Below are 21504 nucleotides of genomic sequence, written 5' to 3'. Positions count from 1 at the left end.
AGGATTCACAAGAAAGATCAGAAACCAATCTTGTGAATCCTGTAAATCCTGTCGAAAGTTTCTATCAATCATGCGAATAACCAATATCGATCCGTATGCATTCTAAACTATACATAGTTCTTACCACTGTTTGCCTGGGGATTGGTTCTGCCTTGGCTCAGACTCCCTTTTCGGCACAGGAAGTAAAGGCATTGCAAAAGCAGGCGAAGGGCATTGAGATTGTCAAAGATACCTACGGCGTTCCGCACGTATACGCCAAAACCGATGCCGATGCGGTATTTGGCGAAATGTACATTCAGTGCGAGGAGTTTTTCGATAAGGTCGAAACGTCGTTGATTGGGCGGCTGGGCCGGTCGGCTGAACTGGAAGGCGAAGGGGCTATCTACCGGGATCTGTGGACCCGGATGTTTATCGACTCAGTACAGGCCGTTCAGTTGTATCAGAAAACACCCGACTGGCTCAAAAAACTGTGTGATGCCTACGCCGGAGGGATCAATTATTACCTCATCACCCATCCGGCCGTGAAGCCTAAACTGCTTAGTCGTGTTGCTCCGTGGATGATTTTGATGAACAACGTGCCGGCAATGGGGGGCAGTAATGTTACCGAAGCTGATTTTAAAGCATTCTACCTGAAAGATGCCAATCAGCCCGCAACGGGTAGCCGAAGCTTTACCGCCGAACCACCTAAAAACGATGGTTCCAACGGATTCGCTCTGGCACCTTCCCGTACGCAGAGCAAAAAAGCGATGCTCTTCATCAATCCGCACGCAGAATACTACGGCCGTATTGAAATTCATCTGGTTAGCGACGAAGGGCTTAATTCGTATGGGGCACCGTTTCTGGGGCAATTCAACATCTTTCAGGGATTCAACGAATTTTTGGGCTGGATGCACCCGGTTTCGCTATCCGACGCCAAAGATTTATACGCTGAGGATGTGGAATGGAAAAAAGGAAAATGGATGTATCGCTACAACGGGGCCTGGAAGCCAGTCGACAGTACAGCCATTGAACTCCGTTACAAGAAAGGGGATAGCTGGGCAACCAGAAAGTTCGTGACTTACCGCACGCACCATGGCCCGGTTGTGTATGCGACCGCCACCCGCTGGGTTGCGCTCAAAACTTACGAACCGAATATCGAACTGCTGGGGATGCACTGGCTGAAAATGAAGGCCCGGAACATGAAGGAGTTCACCAGTGCCATCAATGCACGGGCAATGGTTGGAAGCAACATCGTCTATGCCGATAAGGAAGGCAACATCGCGTACTGGCACGGCAATTTCGTGCCAAAGAAAAACCCCTTGCTCGACTGGCGTCGTCCCGTCGATGGCACGACTTCGGCTACCGAATGGCAGGGTACTCATGAACTAACCGAGCTTCCGCACTACATCAATCCGGCCAACGGCTGGCTACAGAACTGTAACTCAACGCCTTTGTACGGTGCCGGTGAGCTAAATACAGACATGCTGAACAAGCTACCATCCTACATGCTGCCTGATGGACATACACCCCGCGCTGTTCATGCGGTAAAGGTGTTGACACCACTGAAAAATGCAACGATGGACGATGTGATCAAGGCGTCGTACGATACCTACCTGCCTAGTGGTGAACGCTTCATCCCCGCTCTGATAGCAGCTTACGCGACAGTGGGCGATTCGCTTAAGGCTAAACTGGCTCAACCCATCGAAACGCTGAAAGCCTGGAATTTTCGGACCGATACCAACTCAGTGGCTACTACACTTACGGTGCATTGGCTGGAAAAAATTATTCAACTCGATATGGCGCGACTGGCAAAGCCTGCCACCACCGAAGAACAGTATTCGCTAGCCAACGGGGCCGCCATCACGACCGAATTTCTTTCTCCGAAGGAGCAGGTTACCGCGTTGGCGCAGGTGGTGACTGAACTCGAAAAAGAGTTTGGCACCTGGCAGGTGTCCTGGGGTATGGACAATCGGTTTCAGCGAGTAGCGGATGCCGAACCCAGCGATGATAAACTCAGTTGGGGTGTTCCGGCTACACCGGGTTTTATGGGTTCGCTGAATGCCTATGTGAGCCGGAAAACGGCCAAAACACACAAACGGTACGGCATTACGGGCAATACGTTTGTAGCCGCCGTCGAGTTCGGCGATAAACTTCGGGCCAAAACCATCCTGACGGGTGGAGCTAGTTCTGATCCGGCTTCGCCCCACTACCTCGATCAGGTGAGAGGATACATCGACGGCACCTACAAAGAGATTTATTTCTACAAAGACGACGTGTATAAGCACGCCGAAAAAATCTATCATCCAGGCGATAAGTAATCGTATGAAAAGACGCGAGTTTGTCAAATTATCGGGCATGGGGTTTGGGGCAACCATGCTGCCTGCCGGGTTGATGGCTGGAAACCGAATTTCGGCGGAGGAATTGCTGAATCCAGGTCCAGACGTAGCGTTCAAAAAACGAATGGCCGATGTCGCACTCAACGCTTCGAAAAGCAAGGGAGCTACCTACGCCGATGTACGTATTGGCCGATACTTGCGTCAGTACCTGTTCACGCGCGAAAACAAAGTGCAGAACATCGTCAATTCGGAGTCATACGGGATTGGGATACGCGTCATTGCCAACGGAACCTGGGGGTTTGCATCGACCAACACCATGTCGCCCGAAAGCATTGCCGAATGTGCTGCCATGGCGGTCGATATGGCGAAAGCCAACGCCGAAATTCAGCGGGAGCCCGTCGTGCTGGCTCCGCAGAAAGGGGTAGGGGAAAAGACCTGGAAAACGCCTATAAAGAAGAATGCATTCGAAATTCCGGTTAAGGAAAAGATCGACCTGCTGATGGAGGTGAATGGAGCCGCCCTCAAAAATGGCGCTTCGTTCGTGACATCGAATCTCTTCTTCGTCAATGAACAGAAGTATTTTGCGTCGACCGATGGCTCGTATATCGATCAGGATGTGCATCGGATGTGGCCAACTTTTACCGTATCGGCCGTAAATCGACAGACGGGCCGGTTCAAATCGCGGGATGCGTTGAGTGCTCCAATCGGGATGGGCTATGAGTATTTGTCCGATAATCCAGCCGAAAAAATCGTGATCCCGAACGGGCCAACCGTTTATCGGTATGCCTACAACATGATCGAGGACGCGACGGCAGCGGCTTTGCAGGCCAAGGAGAAACTCTCGGCCAAATCGGTCCCGGCTGGTAAGTACGACATGCTTCTGGACCCGTCCAATCTGGGGCTGACGATTCACGAATCTGTCGGTCATCCACTGGAACTGGATCGGGTGCTGGGTTACGAAGCCAATCTGGCCGGAACCAGCTTTGCGACCATGGAAAAACTGCAATCGAAAAACTTCCAGTATGGCAGCAAAATCGTCAATCTGGTCGCGGATAAAATTCAGCCCAACACCATGGGACTGGTTGGTTACGACGATGAGGGTGTTCCCTGCAAAAAGTGGGATTTAGTGCGGAATGGTATTCTGGTCAATTTTCAGGCTACCCGCGATCAGGTGCATCTGTTGGGTGAAACCGAATCGCAGGGGTGCAGCTTCGCCGAAAGTTGGGATAGTGTTCAGTTTCAGCGTATGCCGAACGTATCTCTCCAGCCATCGGAAGGCAAATACAGCATTCACGATATGATTAAGGATACCGAGAAGGGTATTTATATCCTGGGCCGTGGATCGTCGTCCATCGATCAGCAGCGGTACAATTTTCAGTTCAGCGGTCAGCTTTTCTACGAAATCAAGGACGGTAAGCTAGTGGGTATGCTCGATGATGTAGCGTATCAGTCCAACACGCAGGAGTTCTGGAATTCCTGCGCCCGCATCTGCGATAAGGACGACTACCGCTTATTCGGCACTTTCTTCGACGGGAAAGGACAGCCGGGGCAGGCCAGCGCCGTCTCGCATGGCTGTCCTACCACCCGTTTTAATGGCGTAAACGTAATCAACACCGGACGGAAAATTTAAAACAGTAGTATTAGAGCGAGTAGTGATGCGCGAGAATGCCGACGCCTACTCTCTGGCTTGCGCCAGCATTCTCGCGCATCACTACTCGCTCCTAATACTCCATAAAAATCATGGCTATTTTATCGCAGGAAGAAGCCAAGCGGCTCATTGATAAAGTGTTGAGCTATTCCAGGGCCGACGAGATGAAGGTAGAGCTGAACGGGGGGCGGACCGGAAATATCCGGTTTGCCCGGAACTCTGTTTCTACCGCCGGAGCGACTAACAATCTGACAGTATCGGTAACGGCTGTGTTGGGCAAACGGATCGGAACGTCGGATATCAATGAGTTCGATGAGTCCTCGCTCGAAAAGGCAGTCCGTCGGGCGGAAGAGATGGCCCGGCTGGCACCCGAAAACCCGGAATATATGCCCATGCCGGGCCCACAAACCTACACCAGTCCAAAGGCATTTGTCGAAACAACAGCTAGCATGAAAGCGCCCGATCGGGCTAAGCTGGCCGGGGCCAGTATCAAATCCATTATGGCGAGTCAGTTGAGTGGCGCGGGATTTCTGGAGGACTCGGCTACGTTCAACGCCATCGGCAACAGCAAAGGCTTGTTCGGCTACCATAAAAGTACCAATGCTAATTTCTCGCTGACGATTCGTACGCCCGATGGGACGGGGTCTGGTTATGCTGCAGGGGATTTCAACGACGTTGCTAAACTCAAGACGGGTGCGTTAACCGATATTGCCATTCAGAAAGCCCGCGCTTCACAGAAGGCCGTTGCCCTGGAACCGGGTAAGTATACCGTTATTCTGGAGCCGCTGGCGGCTGGCGAACTGATTCAGTTTATGGTGCGGGCGATGGATGCCCGTACTGCCGACGAAGGCCGAAGTTTCCTGAGCAAGAAAGGGGGAGGGACGCGCCTGGGCGAAAAGCTACTGGACGAACGGGTGACGATCTATTCCGACCCCGCCGATTCGCAGGTCCCTAGTTCACCGTTTTCGGGCGATGGCTATCCGTACGAAAAAGTGATCTGGTTCGACAAAGGGGTGGTTAAAAATATGTCGTACTCGCCCTATTGGGCGAAGCAGAAAGGCGTTAAACCCTTGCCCGAACCGTCTGGCTTTGTCATGGAAGGCGGAACGCAGTCGCTGGCCGATATGATCAAAGGCACCGAGAAAGGAATTCTGGTCACTCGATTCTGGTATACGCGCTGGCTGGACCCGCAAACCCTGCTCTACACCGGCCTTACCCGCGACGGAACATTCTACATTGATAACGGGCAGATTAAGCACCCGATCAAAAATTTCCGCTTCAACGAAAGCCCGGTTATCATGCTCAACAACCTCGAAGCCATCGGTATTCCTGAACGCACGCGGGGCTGCCTGGTGCCACCCTTACGCATTCGCGATTTTACGTTCAGCAGCCTTTCGGATGCCGTATAACTTACTTTTATCTCTTACCTGTTTTTACAACCAATGAAAAAAGTTACCAGAATCGTTCTCTCTCTTTTTGTGGGAATACTGCTTTATGGGCAGGCAAAGGCTCAAAATTCAGAAGGTAATCAGAACCAGGTGGCCGCGCTGCAACGGCAGTTAGCCAGTATGCAACACCAGTTTGATGCCCTGGATAAAACCATCGACGATCTGACCTGGTCGCAGCGGCTGGGCGATGCCGTACTGGTTGATAAGATTATTATTACGGGGCCACCCCCGGCTGTTATCAAAAATCCAACGGGTCAGGGTGCGAAAAATCCCGTTCGTTTTTCGGCCTATGTGTTTATCCCCACCAAAATTGACCCGTCGAAAAAATACCCGTTACTGGTGTTGCCACATGGGGGTGTACATAGTAATTTTAACACAGCCTACGCCCACATCATCAAGGAGCTAACTGCGCAGGAATATGTTGTTATTGCCCCCGATTATCGGGGGAGCACGGGCTATGGGCAGGGCTTTTACCAGCTTATCGATTACGGCGGACTGGAAGTGGAAGACACCAAAGCCTGCCGGGATTACATGCTTGAGAACTACGATTTCATCGACAAAAAACGGGTCGGGATTCTGGGCTGGAGCCATGGCGGCATGATTACGCTGCTCAACCTGTTCAACCATCCTTCTGATTATGCAGTCGGGTATGCGGGTGTTCCTGTAAGCGATCTGATTGCCCGGATGGGCTACAAAAGCCAGAGCTACCGGGATGCGTATTCGGCTGATTATCACCTGGGGAAAACAGCCGACCAGAATGTGGAGGAATACCGCAAACGCTCTCCGGCCTGGCAAGCCCACAAGCTACAGACTCCGCTTCTGATTCATACCAACACCAACGACGAAGATGTAAACGTGCTGGAGGTCGAGCATTTGATCAAATCACTCAAAGCTGAAGGCAAGAAGTTTGAGTACGAAATCTACAAAGAAGCTCCCGGTGGACATACCTTCAACCGGATTGACTCGTACGGGGCGAAGGAAAGCCGGATGAAAATCTACGATTTCCTGGCCCAGTATCTGAAGCCCAATAAGAAATTCAAAGACGTAAAAGAGCTGATCGAAGCGAGCTATTTTCCAAAATCGGGCAAATAGAATCAGTTATTAATTTGTTAATAGACAGCGAGTAGGGGATATGTATGGCCCCGTCAGGGGGATAAATAGCACCGCAAGGACGCGAAGGCGCAAGGAATAGTTCTTAGCGCCTTCGCGTCCTTGCGGTGCTAGTGACCTTTCAGGTATTCTTACTATTGTGACTCTTCGGCAGGTGGAGGAGCGCCAAAGCGTTTATGTGAGCCTTTCAACTCACCGTGCGAATGAATAAGCACACTCGTAAGTAGCGCGAAAAAGACAAGGACAATCCCAAAATTGATCGCCCATTGTTTAGGGGCTAAACGGCTGGGTGTGAAAACGGGATAGGCTTTTCCAATCAGGAAGGCGACCAACAGCCAATTGACGATATACAAGTATTGCTCAATGCGATAGCCGCTCATAAATGCCCCCGTGATGAACAGACTAAACAAAATATACAGGCCCCATAAGCTTAAAAAGAGGACAAAAACTTCATTTTCTGAGTACGAGGCCGGGTTGGCTTTGTTCTGGTAAAATCGAAGCCAGCACCAGCCGGTCATACCGAGAACCATACCCAGCGAAACCAATTGAACCGTACCAATAACCGGACTGTCGGGCGATACGTCGATCTTGCTAAAAATGTCCTGAAGGCGTTCTAGTTCAAACGATTGCTGCCATACAATGTACGGAATCACCAGCATGACCATCAACAACGGAAACCAGATCTGGCGTTTAGGTTGAGTCGGTTCGTTCGACTCCCATTCAGAAGTTAGGGTGCCATAGGCCATACCCAGGCCACCGAAAAAGCCCAGCGAATACTCCATGACATTCCAGAAATTGAATTTGATATCGGTCAGATTGCCGAGTACCTGTAGGAAATTACCGAAAGCAAAACCGAAGCCCCCGCCTAAACCCGCGAACACAGCAACCCGTAAAGCCGAATCGTATCGGTGACGCACCAGATACCAGGTCAGGGCTACAGCAGCCCCAAAGCAAACGGCCCACATTTCGGAACGAGGGGGTGTCATTCGCCAGTCGAATTCTTCGATCAGGAAGAAGTAGAACAACGCCCCGCCAACCACCATTTCGACAATCACCTCGTGCCATTTTACCGGCTTGGTGGGCGAGTCGGTCAGGGCGAGGCCAAACAGGCCACCGCCTATAAATCCATACAAGCCACCAATCACAAATAGCATGCTTAGCCCGTAGAACACATTAATGAATTCGGTATCGCGGCCATAGCCTACCACAATACCATAGCTCGCCAGCCCACCAATCCCCCAGCCAATAGCGCCCGCCAGCGTGACCGCAAAAAAACGGGCGTACCAATCAGTCCGTTTCGCCACCAGCAGAACACTCAGAGAACCAATAGCGCCCGCCCAGGCGGCACCGTATTCATGCCCAAATTGCCCGCGAATGGCCCAGGCGGTTCCGAGCGACAGACCCACCACGAGCATAGCAAAAGAAATAGATTTGTTTCCCATGCGGAGACACAGCTAAGTAAGGATATAGGAATAGTTTCCTGATATACCAGACTTCGCTGCGAACAGGCTATTGCCGGGAACTCTACGGCTGAAGTAATCCCTTAACTTCTACCCTGCTTCGCCGATATGAGGCAACGGCTTAGGCCTCAAGCACAGGCAGCCAATCGCCCGATTGCGCCAGTAGTTGCATAAAAACACTGAAGGCGATACCCATATCTTTTTCAACCGCGAACCTAAGCACTTTCATCGACCGCACCATGTGCTTTTTGATAGCACTACTCGATATGCCTAAAATCTGTGCAGCTTCGTCATAACTCTTTTCCTGTTGCCGGCACAGCTTGAAAACTTCCCGACTCTGCGGGGGCAACGTATCCAGTACCCGCTGCAAAAACTGCTGGTATTCCCTGGCTTGCAGACTTTCTTCCGTATCGTTTTTTGAGACAGTGTAATTCCGTAAAACTTCACCCTTGATCCGATCTTCAACAGCCGCGCGTTTCAGCATGTTGAATGTGTGATTTTTAGTGACTGTAAATAGATACGATTTAAACGAGCTAACTTCCTGTATGGCCCATCTGTCTTCCCAGATTTTCATGAATACTTCCTGGCAGATGTCGTTCGACAGCTCATTGGATTTGATGAACTTAAACACGAAGCGATACAGATCGGGCCGGTAAAAATCGTACAGTTTACGGAATGCTTTTTCATCACCTGTCGACATGCGGTTTAGTAAAAAGTTCTCATTGGGAAACGTCATTACAGTGAGCGAGTTAGTTGTTGGTAAAAACGGTTAGCGCAAGTGTATAGGGAGGTGCAGACCAGCATAAGTCGGGAAGAATGCCAGCAAAAAAAAGCGTCTTGTAGAAGTCCAATAAAATCACCGATGTTTTAAAAATTATATTATGTGATTTAGTCAAATATAGAAATATTATTTGTTTATAGTCTTTTCTGGTAGAATATAAATTTACAGTCAAGGGTATTTTGCAATGGTTTATCGTATAGTGCGAACTGGATTGGTAATTAACCGGGAAGCAACAGACTTTTTAGAAGACCTTTAATATGGAAGCTGTTTAAACTTTTCTGCTCGGGCCAGAAATTGGGGCTTTTTTGTCATGCTAACGAAGGAAGCATCTTCGATAGCTACAAGAATGCTTCTACCGAAGATGCTACCTTCGTCAGCATGACAAAAACACCCAATTTTGATTTTCTTTAAACATTTAAACAGCTTCTTGATGATGATTTTGTCGTTCCTCAAGAGGACAAAAACACAGTTATTGTAGGGAAATTTGTAAACGTTTAAACAGGATTTAAGCCTCTTCGCTAAACATAAAATAAGGCAAGGAGTGTAGGTGTTTTTACTTATGTAGATGCTGTAATTCAGTCTCTTGTGTTCGACATTGTTTTGCAAATGGTTAAAAATGGCGACGTGTCAGATGATTAAATTTCACCCCCAAATTCACTACCTTTAAGAGTACTATTCTTTGTATGGGATAGATCGTGGAAAAAATTGACTTTTAGTCAAATCAGGCAGCAATCGGTTCGTTAGTAAAGTCCAGAATGGTGGATGAAACGAGATGGTGTCTGTATTTAAGAATATTTTAATAGACTATGGATTTAATTCGCGCTGCGTTACGGAAACCGATCTCCATTCTGGTGATTGTTGCCAGTCTGTTTTACTTTGGTATTGGGGCCGTACGTACGATCAAGATTGATATTTTCCCCAATCTGAACCTGCCCGTTATTTACATTTCTCAACCCTTTGGCGGCTACACACCCGACCAGATGGAGTCGTTTTTCGGCAAACAGTACGTCAACCTGCTACTCTATGTATCGGGCGTAAAAAGTATCGAAACCAAAAACATTCAGGGGATTACACTGCTGAAACTGTCCTTCTACGAAGGAACCAACATGGCTCAGGCGGCTGCCGAGGTATCGGCCTATTCGAACCGGGCCCAGTCGAGTTTTCCACCGGGGTCACAACCGCCTTTTATCCTCCGGTTCGATGCCTCTACGCTACCCGTAGGGCAGTTGGTATTAAGTAGCCCCAAACGAACCAACAACGAACTCCAGGATTTGGCCAACGTGTATATCCGGTCGGGGTTTACATCGGTGCCGGGGCTGGTATCGCCTGCGCCCTTTGGCGGAAATGCCCGCTCGATTGTCATCAAAGCCGATCCCGAACTGCTGCGGGCGCATAACCTTACACCCGATCAGTTGGTAGCGGCCCTACGCATCAACAACACGGCTACTCCGGCGGGAAACGTTCGGATTGGCGATTACAACTACTTCACACCAGCTAACACCACGGTTCGGAACATCGAGGATTTTGGTAATATTCCGCTCTATACGGGCACCGTACAAAACCTGTACCTGAAAGACGTAGCCACGATCGAAGATGGGGCCGACATCACGCAGGGCTATGTGCTGGTCAATGGCAAGCGATCGGTTTATCTGCCTATTACCAAATCGGCTGATGCCTCAACCTGGGAAGTGGTTCAGAATCTGAAAGCGGCCCTGCCCCGTTTCCAGGCCTTGCTACCCGAAGATGTGAAATTGACCTATACATTCGATCAGTCAGTCTATGTCATCAACGCGGTCGAGAGTCTTATGACTGAAGGAGCTATTGGGGCTATTCTGACGGGCCTGATGGTACTCCTGTTCCTAGGCGATGTACGGGGGGCGTTAATCGTTATTATCACCATTCCGACCTGTATCATTTCCGGGGTATTGTTCCTGTCGCTATTTGGGCAAACGATCAACATCATGACCCTGAGTGGTCTGTCGCTGGCCATCGGGATTCTGGTCGATGAAAGTACGGTAACCATCGAGAATATTCACCAGCATATGGACATGGGCAAACCGAAAGCCCTGGCGATCTGGGATGCCTGTAAAGAAATTGCCTTCTCGAAACTCCTGATTCTGTTCTGTATTCTGGCCGTATTTGCCCCGGCCTTTACCATGACGGGCATACCCGGCGCGTTGTTCCTACCGTTGGCATTGGCCATTGGTTTTTCAATGATCACATCGTACCTGATGGCCCAAACGCTGGTGCCTGTTCTGGCCAACTGGATGATGAAGGAGCACACGCACGTCAGCAATGGCAAAGCTCCGAAACGAAAAGGCCGGAAACTATTCAAATTTAAACACGCAGTTGTTGCAACAAACGGGAATGGGCACTACGAAAAAGAAGCGCTGTTGCGATCGAAAGAGGCACTGGCCGAACGGGAAGATTTGAATAACGATGGTAAGATCAGCTATTTTGAACGATTACGCAGCCGATTCACCCGATTCATTCGCCGAATTCTACCGTATCGGAAAGTGATTGTAAGCACGTATGTGTTGGGTTCTATGGCCATTGTGGTGCTGCTCATCACGAACATCGGGCGGGATGTATTGCCCAAAGTAGCCGGGCATCAGTTTCAGGTTCGATTGCGGAATCCGGATGGTACGCGGCTCGAAAAAACCGAAGCAACCATGCTGAAAACCATCGATGTATTGAAGAGGATGGTTGGCAAAGACAATATTGAAATCACCTCGGCGATGGTCGGTATGCACGGCGCTCAGTTCTCGACCAGCCCGATTTACCTGTTTATGGCGGGGCCGCAGGAAGGCGTTTTGCAGGTGAGTCTGAACGAAGACTATGATGTCGATCTGGACGAGCTGAAAGATAAATTCCGGGCGAGCATGAAGCAGGCTTTGCCCGATGTCAAGCTGTCGTTCGAGCCAATTGAGTTGACGGATAAGATTCTGAGCCAGGGGTCGCCTACGCCCATCGAGGTCAAGCTGTCGGGCAAAAACAAAAAACAGAATGAAGAGTATGCTAATAAGGTCATTGCGAAGCTGAATAAAATCCGCTACCTCCGGGATGTTCAGATTGGGCAGGCCACCAAATACCCGACTATTAACGTGAATATCGACCGAACACGGGCCGCTCAGCTAGGCACCGATATTTCGGCCATTTCGCGGTCGTTGATTGCCGCTACGTCGTCGTCGCGTTATACCGAGAAAAGTGTCTGGATCGACCCCAAATCCAGCCAGACGTATACTGTACAGGTTCAGGTGCCCGAAAACCGAATGACGAGTGTGAATGACCTGGGCGAAATTCCGGTATTACCGAATGCCAACCGGCCGGTGCTGAGCGATGTAGCTACCTTACAGAAAGGCACTTCGTATGGTGAAAACGATAATATTGGCGCGATTCCGGTGCTGTCGGTCACAGCCAATCTGAATGATATTGACTTAGGAACAGCCGCTCGCGACGTGCAAAAAGCCATCGATTCGCTGGGCGAATTACCGCGTGGCTTAACCATAAAAATGCAGGGGCTGACACAGGTGCTGATCGATACACTCGACAGTCTGCAAACGGGTCTGCTGACAGCCATTGTCGTTATCTTCCTGATGCTGGCGGCCAACTTCCAATCGTTCAAGGTCTCGCTGGTGGTGTTATGTACGGTGCCTGCCGTACTGGTTGGCTCGCTGATTTTGCTGATGCTGACCGGCTCAACGCTCAACCTGCAATCGTACATGGGCATGATTATGTCGGTGGGGGTATCCATTTCCAACGCCGTTCTGATGGTCACCAATGCCGAAGAACTTCGGATGCGGAACGGCAATGCGCTGCTATCGGCGCGGGAAGCAGCTTCGATTCGGATTAGGCCCATTCTGATGACCAGCGTGGCGATGGTGGTCGGTATGATTCCGATGGCGTCCGGCTTAGGCGAGGGTGGTTCACAAGCCGCTCCGCTGGGTCGTGCGGTGATCGGTGGACTGATTGCCTCGACCTTTGCCGCCCTGTTTATTCTGCCGCTGGCCTTTGCCTGGGTACAGGAAAAAACATCCACCGAATCGGTCTCGCTCGATCCAGAAGATAAAGAGAGTAAGTACTATACGAATGCGGATTTACTGAATTAAACCCTTTCGTTCATTCTATCGAAACGGTTTCCCGTTTTGTAACAATTAATTGACATGCACCGTCGAATCTCAGTCCGTAATTTGGTTGCCTTAGCCAGTGGTTTGCTGCTGGTCAGTTTATTCACTCAATGCCATTCGTCCGAAAACAAAGCTGAAAAAGAAGAAGCCGAAGCCGATTCGGTAACCGCTCCGGCGCCCACTGAAGTATTTTCGTTAACCAAAGGCAAACTGGCTTCCTCGCTAAACATTCCGGGCGAACTGATCGCGTATCGGGATGTGGATATCTACGCTAAAGTGAGTGGGTTTATCAAAACGCTTAATGCCGATGTGGGCTCTGAAGTGCGCGAAGGGCAGTTGCTGGCACAGGCCGAAGCGCCTGAACTGAGTGCCCAACTGGCCTCTGCCGACTCGAAACTCAAAGCCCAGGAAGCTCTTTCGATTGCCAGCAAAGCCAATTACGAACGGGTATTGGAAGCTAGTAAGTTTTCAGGCGCCGTCTCGAAAAACGATGTTGATCAGGCACTTGCTAAACGGAATGCCGACCTGGCGCAACTGGAGGCCGCTAAATCTGCCTATCGGGAAGTGGCGACTCTCAAAAACTACCTGGCTATCCGGGCTCCGTTCGATGGCATCATCAGCGCACGTAATGCCAGTACGGGGGCTTACATTGGCCCCGCCGGTAAAGGGTCGGAATTCCCGCTATTTGTACTGACCGAGCAGAAACGCCTTCGTCTGGTCGTGGCTGTGCCCGAGGCCTACACGGGTTATGTGCATGCGGGAAGCGAGGTGAGCTTTACGGTCAAAACGTTTCCGAACCGCACATTTACGGGGAAAATCAAACGGCTATCGGGCGCGTTGGACAAGCGGTTGCGTTCGGAGCGGGTAGAGGTCGATGTGATCAACAACGACAAAAAGCTCTTGCCTGGTATGGTGGCCGAAGTGACGCTTCCCCTACCTACGCAGAGCAATACATTTATTGTTCCGAAAGCCGCGCTGGTCAACTCCACAACGGGTGTCTTTGTGATTCGGGTAAAGGAAGGAAAATCGGAGTGGGTTCCGGTTAAAAAAGGACTTGAGGCCGATAATAAAATCGAAATCTTCGGCGATCTGAACGAAGGCGATCAACTCGTAACGACTGCCAGCGAAGAAATCCGCGATGGCGCACCAGTGAATGTGAAGTAGTACAAGTGTTCAATATAGAGTAGTTTAGATTATTTGGATTCGATTTTTTGTTATCCCGACGCAGGAGGGATCTCGAATTTTCCGACACTTGAGATCCCTCCTGCGTCGGGATGACAAAAATCAACCTAATCTATTTTCAATGATTTGCTTAGCTTCTATCAATCATTAATTGCCTGATAGACCAACGGCTTGAAGGCTTTGTCGGTGTTTGACACGTATGGCCCCCACATTTGTCGGTAGATCAACACCAGCATATCTTCTTTGGGATCGACCCAGTACGATGTTGAAAACACACCACCCCAGGAATACGTACCTACCTGGCTGGGGGTAAACTTGCTTCCATTTTCAGAAATGACCAGAAAACCGAAACCGAATGTATTGTCGCGGGCATGGTCGCCAATGTTGGGGTTTAGGTCACCGATTTGATTCATGGTCATCAGGCGTACCGTATTTCGGGCCAGCAGGCGCACCCCATTGTACTCGCCACCATTCAGCAGCATTTGCAGGAAAATGGCATAATCGTAAACAGTGGACGACAAACCGCCACCTCCCGAAAAGTAATCCGTTTTCTGTAACGGATAATTCATGTCGAGTGCTCCGCCAAAGACCGATGCCTGCTTTTGGATCGTTCCGGTGGAGTCGCCGAGGAAAAAGTTGACCAGTCGCGGGCCTTTTTCGGGCGGTAAATTGAAATAGGTATCTTTCATACCCAGTGGCTGGCAGATTCGTTTCTGGAAAAACGCTTCCAGCGACATACCCGACCACAACTCGACCAGGTAACCTAATACATCCATATTCAGGCCGTATCGCCATTGTTCGCCAGGTTGGAAAAAGAGCGGCAGACTACCCAGACGAGTCATGGCGTCGGAAAGCTTCTGGTCTTTTACGCCCACCCCTCCCGTCATATTACTTTTGGCATAAATGGCATTTTCGGCCGGTGTGCCGATGGCTGGGTAGCCTAAACCCGATGTATGCGTTAGCAGATCACGAATAGTAACGGGCCGTTTCGCTGGCACAGTGGTGTAAGTAGTATCTTTTGGATTGAAGGTCGCCAGCACTTTAGCATTGGCGAAGGACGGAATGAATTTGGAAACCGGATCGTCCAGCGAAAATTTACCTTCTTCCCAAAGCATCATGACCGACACGCAGGTAAGCGCTTTGGTCTGAGAGGCAACCCGGAAAATGCCATTCTTGTCGAGCGGTACTTTTTTAGTTAGATCATTATACCCGTGTGCTTTGTAGAATACGATTTTGCCGTGCCGGGCGATCAGCACCACCGAACCGTTCACCCATTTCTGTTTTACCCAATCGTCCATTCCTGCATCCAGACGGGCCAGTCGATCGGCAGAAAAGCCACCCGCTGTAGGAGCAGCTTCGGTCAAAACGGTAGTTTTGGGCTGGCCCTTCGCCGTGTAGGTATACGAAAGAAGGCAGGATAGCAGCCAGGTAATGGAGATGTAACGCTTCATAGTCAGTTGGTTAAGGAAGAAAGTTCTGGCAGCTTATCGGGATAAATCAGTTGTCAGCTTTTTAGCTGCAATCAAAAAGAGCGTTACTGAGCCAAAGCTTATTAGGATCGTAATCGACATGGCCCAGCGCAGCGATTCGGCACCTAACGACGGAGCCAGCCCATCGCTAAGCATACCGACAACCAGCGGGCCAAACCCCAATCCAATGAAGTTGAGGGCAAAAAACAGAATAGCGGAAGTCAGCGACCGCATCGATGCCGGAACGAGGCTGTGCGAAACAGCTACCGAAGGGCCTAGATAGGTACTCTGAAGCGATGCGGTCAAACCCAGGCAAACAATCGTCGATGCCGTATTTTGTAGAAAAATAGTACCAGCCGCGCACGGAATCGAAAGCATAATGGCATAGGCCGGAATGCTCAGATACCGCCGTTTATCCGTCTTGCCAAAACGATCTGTCAGAAGCCCTCCCGCGAACGAACCAAATGCTCCGCCAAGACCAAAGATGGGACCCAGTAGGGCACCTATTTCTGCGTTTTTCATGCCGTGAAGCCTTGCCAGAAACGACGGTGCCCAATTCGTCAGACCATAGATGCAAAAGACGTGCAAGCCTGTGGCCAACGCCAGGTAAACGAAGGTTTTGGTAGCATACAACTGCTTTAAAACCTCGCGTAACGAAGGCGATTCTTGGGTCTTGGCTGTAACCAAATCCGTAGCCCCGCGTCGAGGCTCTTTCACGGTCACATAAAACAGCAACGAGAAGATAACCCCCGGTATCCCCACCACATAAAATGCGGTGCGCCAGCCAAGATGCTGATTGAGATAGCCGCCCATTAAAAAACCGACCAGTATGCCGAAATAGATGCCGGTTGAGTAAATCGAGAGTGCTGTGGAGCGTTTTTCGGGAGGGAAGTAATCAGAAATCATGGCATGGGCTGGAGGGCTCCCCCCAGCCTCGCCAATGCCCACGCCAATACGAGCTAGCAGTAATTGGATGAAGTTCCGCACCAGACCCGAACAGGCCGTCATGACACTCCATATCGCCAGCGACGCGGCTACCGTGTTTCGACGGTTTGTTTTATCGGCAAAACGAGCGATGGGAATACCCAGGGTAACATAAAACAGCGCAAATGTAAACCCGGAGAGTAGCCCAAGCTGTGTATCGGACAGGTGCAGGTCCCGTTTGATGGATTCCTGAAGAATCACAAGGAGTTGCCGGTCCACAAAGTTGAAGACATAGACCAGTGTCAGCATTACCAGAACATAGTTCCGGTACAGGCTGCTGACTGCCTCAGTATGAACGGCTTCCTTCGTTTGCATAAAGGCGGGCGATGGGAGAGATTATGCAGCCTGAAAAGCTAGTAGAGAGGAAGAATTACTCTTGGTTATTCTTGGTCCTGTAAGAAGCCACTAACGACTTACGTATTGGCGATGGTGGGCATTGCAGTTAGAGTATCACCGGGTATTCATAGTTACCAGCTAAAAGTTATAACCGAAATGTAGCCCTGGTTCAGGCGTGTATTTGGGCCACTTGTCATCTTTTACGGTAAAACCGTCAGGCATTTTAGTGTGGTAAGGACGGCCAGCAATACCAAGTGATGGTTGTATAAACAATCGATCCTTGAAGAGTTTTATGTGATAACCAACTCGATACGAGTTGAAAATATGAAAACCATTATCCACCTTAGCACCGTTGTTATTCAAAAAGGTTTGCCACATAGGCATTACGTGGACTGCTGCGTAAAGACCTTTCCAAAAAAAACGTTGATAAGCAAGACCAATACCATAGTCTCTTATATACCCAGGGAATTTCTCTTCTGGCTTTCCGTATGATTGGTTGAAAAATGGGTTAATGCCAAGTGGCCAGGCATATTTCCAGGTTATTAGTTCAACAGAAAGTACATCCTTTCCTGTAATCCGGTATCCTACATTGAGTTGCGCGAAGTCGGGAGTGTTTGTAGTAGCCAGATTGCCCAATAAAAACAGCGTGCTCCCAACGAACCACCGTTTGTACGTACTGTCTTCTTTGGCATATTGTGCATGCACCCGTAAACTGCCTGCCAACACGAAGGCTAAGCCAATCCATAAAATATACTTTTGCATGTCTGTTTTAATTATAGTAAACGTTCATGCAAAAGTAGATTGACAATAGGCCTAAAATCGTTCACTTAAGTTAAGAAAGGAAGCTGCTGGCAAAGGCAGTTATTTTGACAAGAATTTGGCTATTTTTTGGTATTGCTTTATGGACTTCCTGAAGATGTATTGTTTCAGAAAGTCCATAAGAAGTGAGAAAATAACTGCTTTCAGTAAACGAGTTCATTACTAAAAATTATACCCAATATGAAGCCCTGGCTCCCAGGGGAAGTAGTTAGGCCATTTATTTTCTACGGCTTTAAAGGATTGGGGTACATTGGTTCTTATGGGCCAATAACTTAATCCAATAGATGGCTCAAAAAAGAAACGGTTTTTAAGTAGTTTAATCTGGTAGCCCAAACGAAAGGTCAGATATAGGGTGTATCCATTTCCGATCTTTTTATTAGTCTCATCCAGATATTTTTCAAAAGCATTCAATGCATGGACGGATGTATAGGCTCCTTTCCACCAAAAACGCTGGTAGGCTACTGTAGGGGCAAGTATGCGGGCATGTCCGGAATAGTTTAGCCCTGGTGCATCAAATGAGGGGCCCCAGGGGATACCTAGTGGCCAGGAATAAATGGACCGTTTAAATTCAAAGGAAACGACATCGCGAGGTGTTATCCGATAGCCAACATTTACTTGTATAAACTCAGGGCTGTTTACTTTATCAAAATTACCAAACATCAGGAGCGTACTCCCAACGAACCACCGTTTGTACGTACTGTCTTGTCGGGTATTTTGCGCTTTAACGTGTAAACAGCCTGCTATTAATAAGGTCAACGTGAACGATAAAATTTTCTTTTGCATATCAATTTGTTGTTAAATGATAATGCAAAGGAAGATTGGTGACGTACCATCAGTCGTTCACTTAAGTTAAGAAATGAACTCTATCCCTTACTTTTCTCTACAATTCTGGCTCTCAGCCTGCTCAACGATTGGGGCTTGATACCTAAGTAGCTCGCTAATTGATGCTGTGGAATACGTTGGATAAGGTCTGGTCTGTTTTGTAGTAAGTTCAGGTAGCGTTGTTCAGGGGAAGACGTTTTAAACTCGTCAAAATCAATTCGTTGCTTCGCTAACAGTTCTTCCGACAGGATTCTGCACATGGTATCAAACTTTGGAAATTTGCTGTTCACCTCTGCTTCCATATCCGTATTTGAAATTAGAAGTATGCTGTCTTCTACACAACTTATATAATAGTCGGACGGAGTTTTGCTAATGACACAAGGCGGTGTTAAGGCCTCCATCTCTGTGTAGAAAGCAGTTGTTTTTTCGTCGCCATCCAGTACATAATAGGTTCGAATACAACCTTTCAGGGCAAAGTAGCTATCTTTCGATTTTTGTCCTTCTTTGAGTAAAGTCGTCCCTTTCTTTACCGAGTGAAATAGGTCCAAAGAAAGGATTGCATTCTTCTCCTCTTCTGTTACAGTAATGTATTTTGAAATAAAGTCAAATAATGTGTCTTGCATTGTTTCTATATGTTATTGTCTCTGTTACACTTGCCACCAGCTTGGCGATGTGGCTTGCTGATTCCTGGCTTTTAAGCCTGTTTGTCGCCTTTTATTTCCGTCTTCCAGCCAAGCTTAATTATATTGGATTTTTTAGCGTTATACTTTAGCCGTCTTTGTTCCTTACGGGACCAAACCAGTAAACGTAAGCTATACCATATTGTCTTCCACCAGTGCCCCGTATTCCCCATATTGGCTTATTTTATATATTTAATGTTCTAGCTAATCCACCGGTAGAGTTCTAGCCAAGCCACCCAGGTATCATTCTGTTTCTTGAAAATGACTAATTTCCCCTCTCCACATCGAGAACTACACGTATAACCGGAATAAAAAATGCACAATGAATGGTTGCGAATGAAGATAGGATTTGAAAAGCTGTAGATTCTAAAGCCGGCCTGCAAACTATCGCTACTAGCTTGAGTAATCCTTTTACCATGTTCAAAGAGTTGACTAGACCAAGTTACTTTAGATTGTGATGCTAATTCCTGTTGGATATAGTTACGCTCTGGCCTAGTCAGTACTAAACGATTATTGGGGTCCTTTAAGTTAGTTACAAAAACATCGTATAGAGTATCCTTTGACAAGGCTTTCTCCATACGCTTAACTTCGTATTCACCTAATTTATCCGTGTAGATAAGTTTCGCAGATTGGCCAAAGAGATTTTGAATAAATGCTATTTCCTCAGAGGATTGGCCAAAAACACTTGCTCCCATAAGGCACATAACGAGAAGATTCACAACAAATCTCATAATAAAGGTTAGGGGTATTAGTTATTTTGTTGTATGCACTAATAAGTATAATCAAATTGATTGTTAGTTAATAATGTGTCGTTAAACGATGTATTTCCAACAAACACTCTCTGTTCGACTCGACCAACCTTCTCTACCTCACTTCACATAGCCTAATTTCCTGGGGATGGTATAGATTTCGGTTTGGCGGCCGTCGATGTAACGGAAGGTTTTTCCGTCGAAAAAGCCGTCTTCTTCGAGCATGATGCGTACCACTTTTTTCCATTCAGGAATTTCGACGGCTGCGTTCAGTTCGATGGAATAAGCGGTATTGGCCAATAAGGGATAATCACCGGGGCCAGGAACGCCTTTCTGCTGGTCCCAGAGGCCAATGGTCGGGCCTGCCGCGTGTCCATGAACGCCAATCGGGTGCGTATAGATGGTGCCGTTGATGCCTTCTTTCTTCGATTGCTCCAGCGCTGCCAGTAGCATCTGGTTGCCGGTTTTACCCAGCTTAAACTGCTCAGTCAAAATATCCTGTAGTCGGTTGCCCTGTTTGAATGCGGTTTTGATGGACTCGGGGACGTCGGTTTCGCCGGGGCGTAGTACGTAGGCATGCTGTTGCTGGTCGGTGTTCAGGCGCAGGTAAGTGATGCCAAAATCAACATGAATCAGGTCGCCGGGCATGATTACCTGCTTATCAGGGCGTTTCGAGAAGGTGCGGAGGTGATTGAAGTCCTCAGCATCGGCGCGTTGAATATCGACTGTTGGGTGGAACCACGTATCCAGGCCAAGGTTGGTAATGCGCTGCCGAAACCACCAGACCACGTCTTCGGTAGTGGTTACACCCGGCTGAATCACCTGCTCCGAAAAGCCCTCCTGAATAATCTGGTGCGATAACCGGCAAATGAGCGGATAGATCGCCATTTCTTTTTCGGTACGGGTTTCGAGCCAGCCAACAGCCAGTTTCTCCGCTGATACAACGCGTTTCTGGTAATCGGCGGGAAGCTTTTTCAGAAATTCATCGTGTTCAGTAAATGAAAGACCATCAGCATGAGCGTAGTTGGGCGACATGTTCAAGCCGATCTTTTTGGGTTTCCGTTCTTCAATCACTTTAACCAGCGCTTCCCACTGGTTAGGCCGAACATCAATGTCCCATGCACCTTTGAGCAGGTTTCCTACGTCGTAGCGGGCAATGGCCAGTTTTTCAATCGCATCGGCGGGCCGTTCCTTCCCATTGTCAAAGAAAACCATAATCGTTCGCCGACGGGCCGAGAGCCAGGTGCTGGGTAGCATGGTGCGTAATACCGGGTCTTCGTTGTATTCGCGGGAGATAATGATCCACATATCGATCCCTTCGCGACGCATCAGTTGAGGGAGCAGATTGGCGAAGCGATCGTCCAGAATTTCGTCGACAACCCGCGCCCGTTCGCGTTCGGGCAAAACGGTGGAAGGCTGGGCAATAGCAACCGAGGTAATGAACGTTAGATTAAAGCAGAGTAAGTTGAAGAGGAAGCGTACTGGTTTTGACATATCGTTCAGGTTGATAGCAGTTTACGGGCAAGATACATAAAGAGTTAAAGTTTTTTAACAATCGGATCAGGCAACCCATC

The 21504-nt window shown here is 48.8% G+C and carries 15 protein-coding genes; 6 read left to right on the top strand and 9 right to left on the bottom strand.

Annotated elements, in window-relative coordinates; all coding sequences use genetic code 11:
* Positions 1 to 95 precede the first annotated feature (95 nt).
* The 4 genes from B5M13_RS24985 to B5M13_RS24970 all read left to right on the top strand — a co-directional run bounded on the left by B5M13_RS24985 (position 96) and on the right by B5M13_RS24970 (position 6503).
* Positions 96 to 2297 (top strand): penicillin acylase family protein, encoded by a 2202-nt coding sequence (locus B5M13_RS24985; RefSeq protein WP_080058262.1) that lies wholly within the window; start codon positions 96 to 98, stop codon positions 2295 to 2297.
* Positions 2298 to 2301: 4 nt separating this feature from the next.
* Complete coding sequence (locus B5M13_RS24980) at positions 2302 to 3945, top strand: TldD/PmbA family protein (RefSeq protein WP_080058261.1); 1644 nt, start codon at positions 2302 to 2304, stop codon at positions 3943 to 3945.
* 110 nt (positions 3946 to 4055) lie between these two features.
* Positions 4056 to 5372: a TldD/PmbA family protein gene (locus tag B5M13_RS24975; RefSeq protein WP_080058260.1), complete on the top strand. Its 1317-nt coding sequence runs from the start codon at positions 4056 to 4058 to the stop codon at positions 5370 to 5372.
* A 33-nt stretch (positions 5373 to 5405) separates the two neighbouring features.
* Complete coding sequence (locus B5M13_RS24970; protein ID WP_080058259.1) at positions 5406 to 6503, top strand: alpha/beta fold hydrolase; 1098 nt, start codon at positions 5406 to 5408, stop codon at positions 6501 to 6503.
* Positions 6504 to 6655: 152 nt separating this feature from the next.
* Here the strand turns inward: B5M13_RS24970 and B5M13_RS24965 are convergent, their stop codons facing one another.
* Both B5M13_RS24965 and B5M13_RS24960 read right to left on the bottom strand, forming a co-directional pair.
* Positions 6656 to 7963, bottom strand: a complete 1308-nt coding sequence (locus B5M13_RS24965) for a photosystem II biosynthesis protein (RefSeq protein WP_245859484.1) — start codon at positions 7961 to 7963, stop codon at positions 6656 to 6658.
* Positions 7964 to 8102: 139 nt separating this feature from the next.
* Positions 8103 to 8717 carry an RNA polymerase sigma factor gene (locus B5M13_RS24960; RefSeq protein WP_080058257.1) on the bottom strand — a complete coding sequence of 205 codons (615 nt, stop codon included), beginning with the start codon at positions 8715 to 8717 and terminating at the stop codon, positions 8103 to 8105.
* Between the two features lie 851 nt (positions 8718 to 9568).
* On the opposite strand from B5M13_RS24960, the gene B5M13_RS24950 reads away from it, so the two are divergent.
* Positions 9569 to 12871 carry an efflux RND transporter permease subunit gene (locus B5M13_RS24950; RefSeq protein ID WP_080058255.1) on the top strand — a complete coding sequence of 1101 codons (3303 nt, stop codon included), beginning with the start codon at positions 9569 to 9571 and terminating at the stop codon, positions 12869 to 12871.
* 54 nt (positions 12872 to 12925) lie between these two features.
* The gene (locus tag B5M13_RS24945; protein ID WP_080058254.1) at positions 12926 to 14053 is read left to right on the top strand and encodes an efflux RND transporter periplasmic adaptor subunit; all 1128 of its coding nucleotides are present in this window, start codon (positions 12926 to 12928) and stop codon (positions 14051 to 14053) included.
* A gap of 158 nt (positions 14054 to 14211) precedes the next feature.
* On the opposite strand, the gene B5M13_RS24940 is transcribed toward B5M13_RS24945, so the two are convergent.
* The 7 genes from B5M13_RS24940 to B5M13_RS24910 form a co-directional block, all read right to left on the bottom strand.
* On the bottom strand, positions 14212 to 15522 hold the full coding sequence (locus B5M13_RS24940; RefSeq protein ID WP_080058253.1) for a serine hydrolase domain-containing protein: 1311 nt from the start codon (positions 15520 to 15522) through the stop codon (positions 14212 to 14214).
* Positions 15523 to 15555: 33 nt separating this feature from the next.
* Positions 15556 to 16839, bottom strand: coding sequence for a spinster family MFS transporter (locus B5M13_RS24935; RefSeq protein WP_080058252.1), 1284 nt, complete (start codon positions 16837 to 16839; stop codon positions 15556 to 15558).
* 159 nt (positions 16840 to 16998) lie between these two features.
* A complete protein-coding gene (locus B5M13_RS24930; protein WP_080058251.1) occupies positions 16999 to 17622 on the bottom strand; it encodes a hypothetical protein in 624 nt (207 codons plus the stop codon).
* A gap of 219 nt (positions 17623 to 17841) precedes the next feature.
* Positions 17842 to 18462 carry a hypothetical protein gene (locus B5M13_RS24925; RefSeq protein ID WP_080058250.1) on the bottom strand — a complete coding sequence of 207 codons (621 nt, stop codon included), beginning with the start codon at positions 18460 to 18462 and terminating at the stop codon, positions 17842 to 17844.
* An 80-nt stretch (positions 18463 to 18542) separates the two neighbouring features.
* Entirely contained in the window at positions 18543 to 19124 is a 582-nt protein-coding gene (locus B5M13_RS24920; protein WP_080058249.1) for a Crp/Fnr family transcriptional regulator, read from the bottom strand.
* Between the two features lie 257 nt (positions 19125 to 19381).
* Positions 19382 to 19912, bottom strand: a complete 531-nt coding sequence (locus B5M13_RS24915; protein WP_080058248.1) for a hypothetical protein — start codon at positions 19910 to 19912, stop codon at positions 19382 to 19384.
* 138 nt (positions 19913 to 20050) lie between these two features.
* Positions 20051 to 21424 carry a M24 family metallopeptidase gene (locus B5M13_RS24910; protein ID WP_080058247.1) on the bottom strand — a complete coding sequence of 458 codons (1374 nt, stop codon included), beginning with the start codon at positions 21422 to 21424 and terminating at the stop codon, positions 20051 to 20053.
* Positions 21425 to 21504 lie beyond the last annotated feature (80 nt).

This window comes from Spirosoma aerolatum (assembly GCF_002056795.1).
Classification (GTDB): Bacteria; Bacteroidota; Bacteroidia; order Cytophagales; family Spirosomataceae; genus Spirosoma; species Spirosoma aerolatum.
The sequence above is the reverse complement of the archived record's forward strand: the minus strand, read 5'-3'. Positions and strand labels throughout refer to the sequence as shown.

Coding starts and splice junctions, on each gene's coding strand:
- B5M13_RS24920 (WP_080058249.1), bottom strand. CDS start 19,124: ATGCAAGACACATTATTTGACTTTATTTCAAAATACATTACTGTAACA.
- B5M13_RS24985 (WP_080058262.1), top strand. CDS start 96: ATGCATTCTAAACTATACATAGTTCTTACCACTGTTTGCCTGGGGATT.
- B5M13_RS24960 (WP_080058257.1), bottom strand. CDS start 8,717: ATGACGTTTCCCAATGAGAACTTTTTACTAAACCGCATGTCGACAGGT.
- B5M13_RS24975 (WP_080058260.1), top strand. CDS start 4,056: ATGGCTATTTTATCGCAGGAAGAAGCCAAGCGGCTCATTGATAAAGTG.
- B5M13_RS24930 (WP_080058251.1), bottom strand. CDS start 17,622: ATGCAAAAGTATATTTTATGGATTGGCTTAGCCTTCGTGTTGGCAGGC.
- B5M13_RS24915 (WP_080058248.1), bottom strand. CDS start 19,912: ATGAGATTTGTTGTGAATCTTCTCGTTATGTGCCTTATGGGAGCAAGT.
- B5M13_RS24940 (WP_080058253.1), bottom strand. CDS start 15,522: ATGAAGCGTTACATCTCCATTACCTGGCTGCTATCCTGCCTTCTTTCG.
- B5M13_RS24935 (WP_080058252.1), bottom strand. CDS start 16,839: ATGCAAACGAAGGAAGCCGTTCATACTGAGGCAGTCAGCAGCCTGTAC.
- B5M13_RS24945 (WP_080058254.1), top strand. CDS start 12,926: ATGCACCGTCGAATCTCAGTCCGTAATTTGGTTGCCTTAGCCAGTGGT.
- B5M13_RS24980 (WP_080058261.1), top strand. CDS start 2,302: ATGAAAAGACGCGAGTTTGTCAAATTATCGGGCATGGGGTTTGGGGCA.
- B5M13_RS24950 (WP_080058255.1), top strand. CDS start 9,569: ATGGATTTAATTCGCGCTGCGTTACGGAAACCGATCTCCATTCTGGTG.
- B5M13_RS24970 (WP_080058259.1), top strand. CDS start 5,406: ATGAAAAAAGTTACCAGAATCGTTCTCTCTCTTTTTGTGGGAATACTG.
- B5M13_RS24965 (WP_245859484.1), bottom strand. CDS start 7,963: ATGGGAAACAAATCTATTTCTTTTGCTATGCTCGTGGTGGGTCTGTCG.
- B5M13_RS24910 (WP_080058247.1), bottom strand. CDS start 21,424: ATGTCAAAACCAGTACGCTTCCTCTTCAACTTACTCTGCTTTAATCTA.
- B5M13_RS24925 (WP_080058250.1), bottom strand. CDS start 18,462: ATGCAAAAGAAAATTTTATCGTTCACGTTGACCTTATTAATAGCAGGC.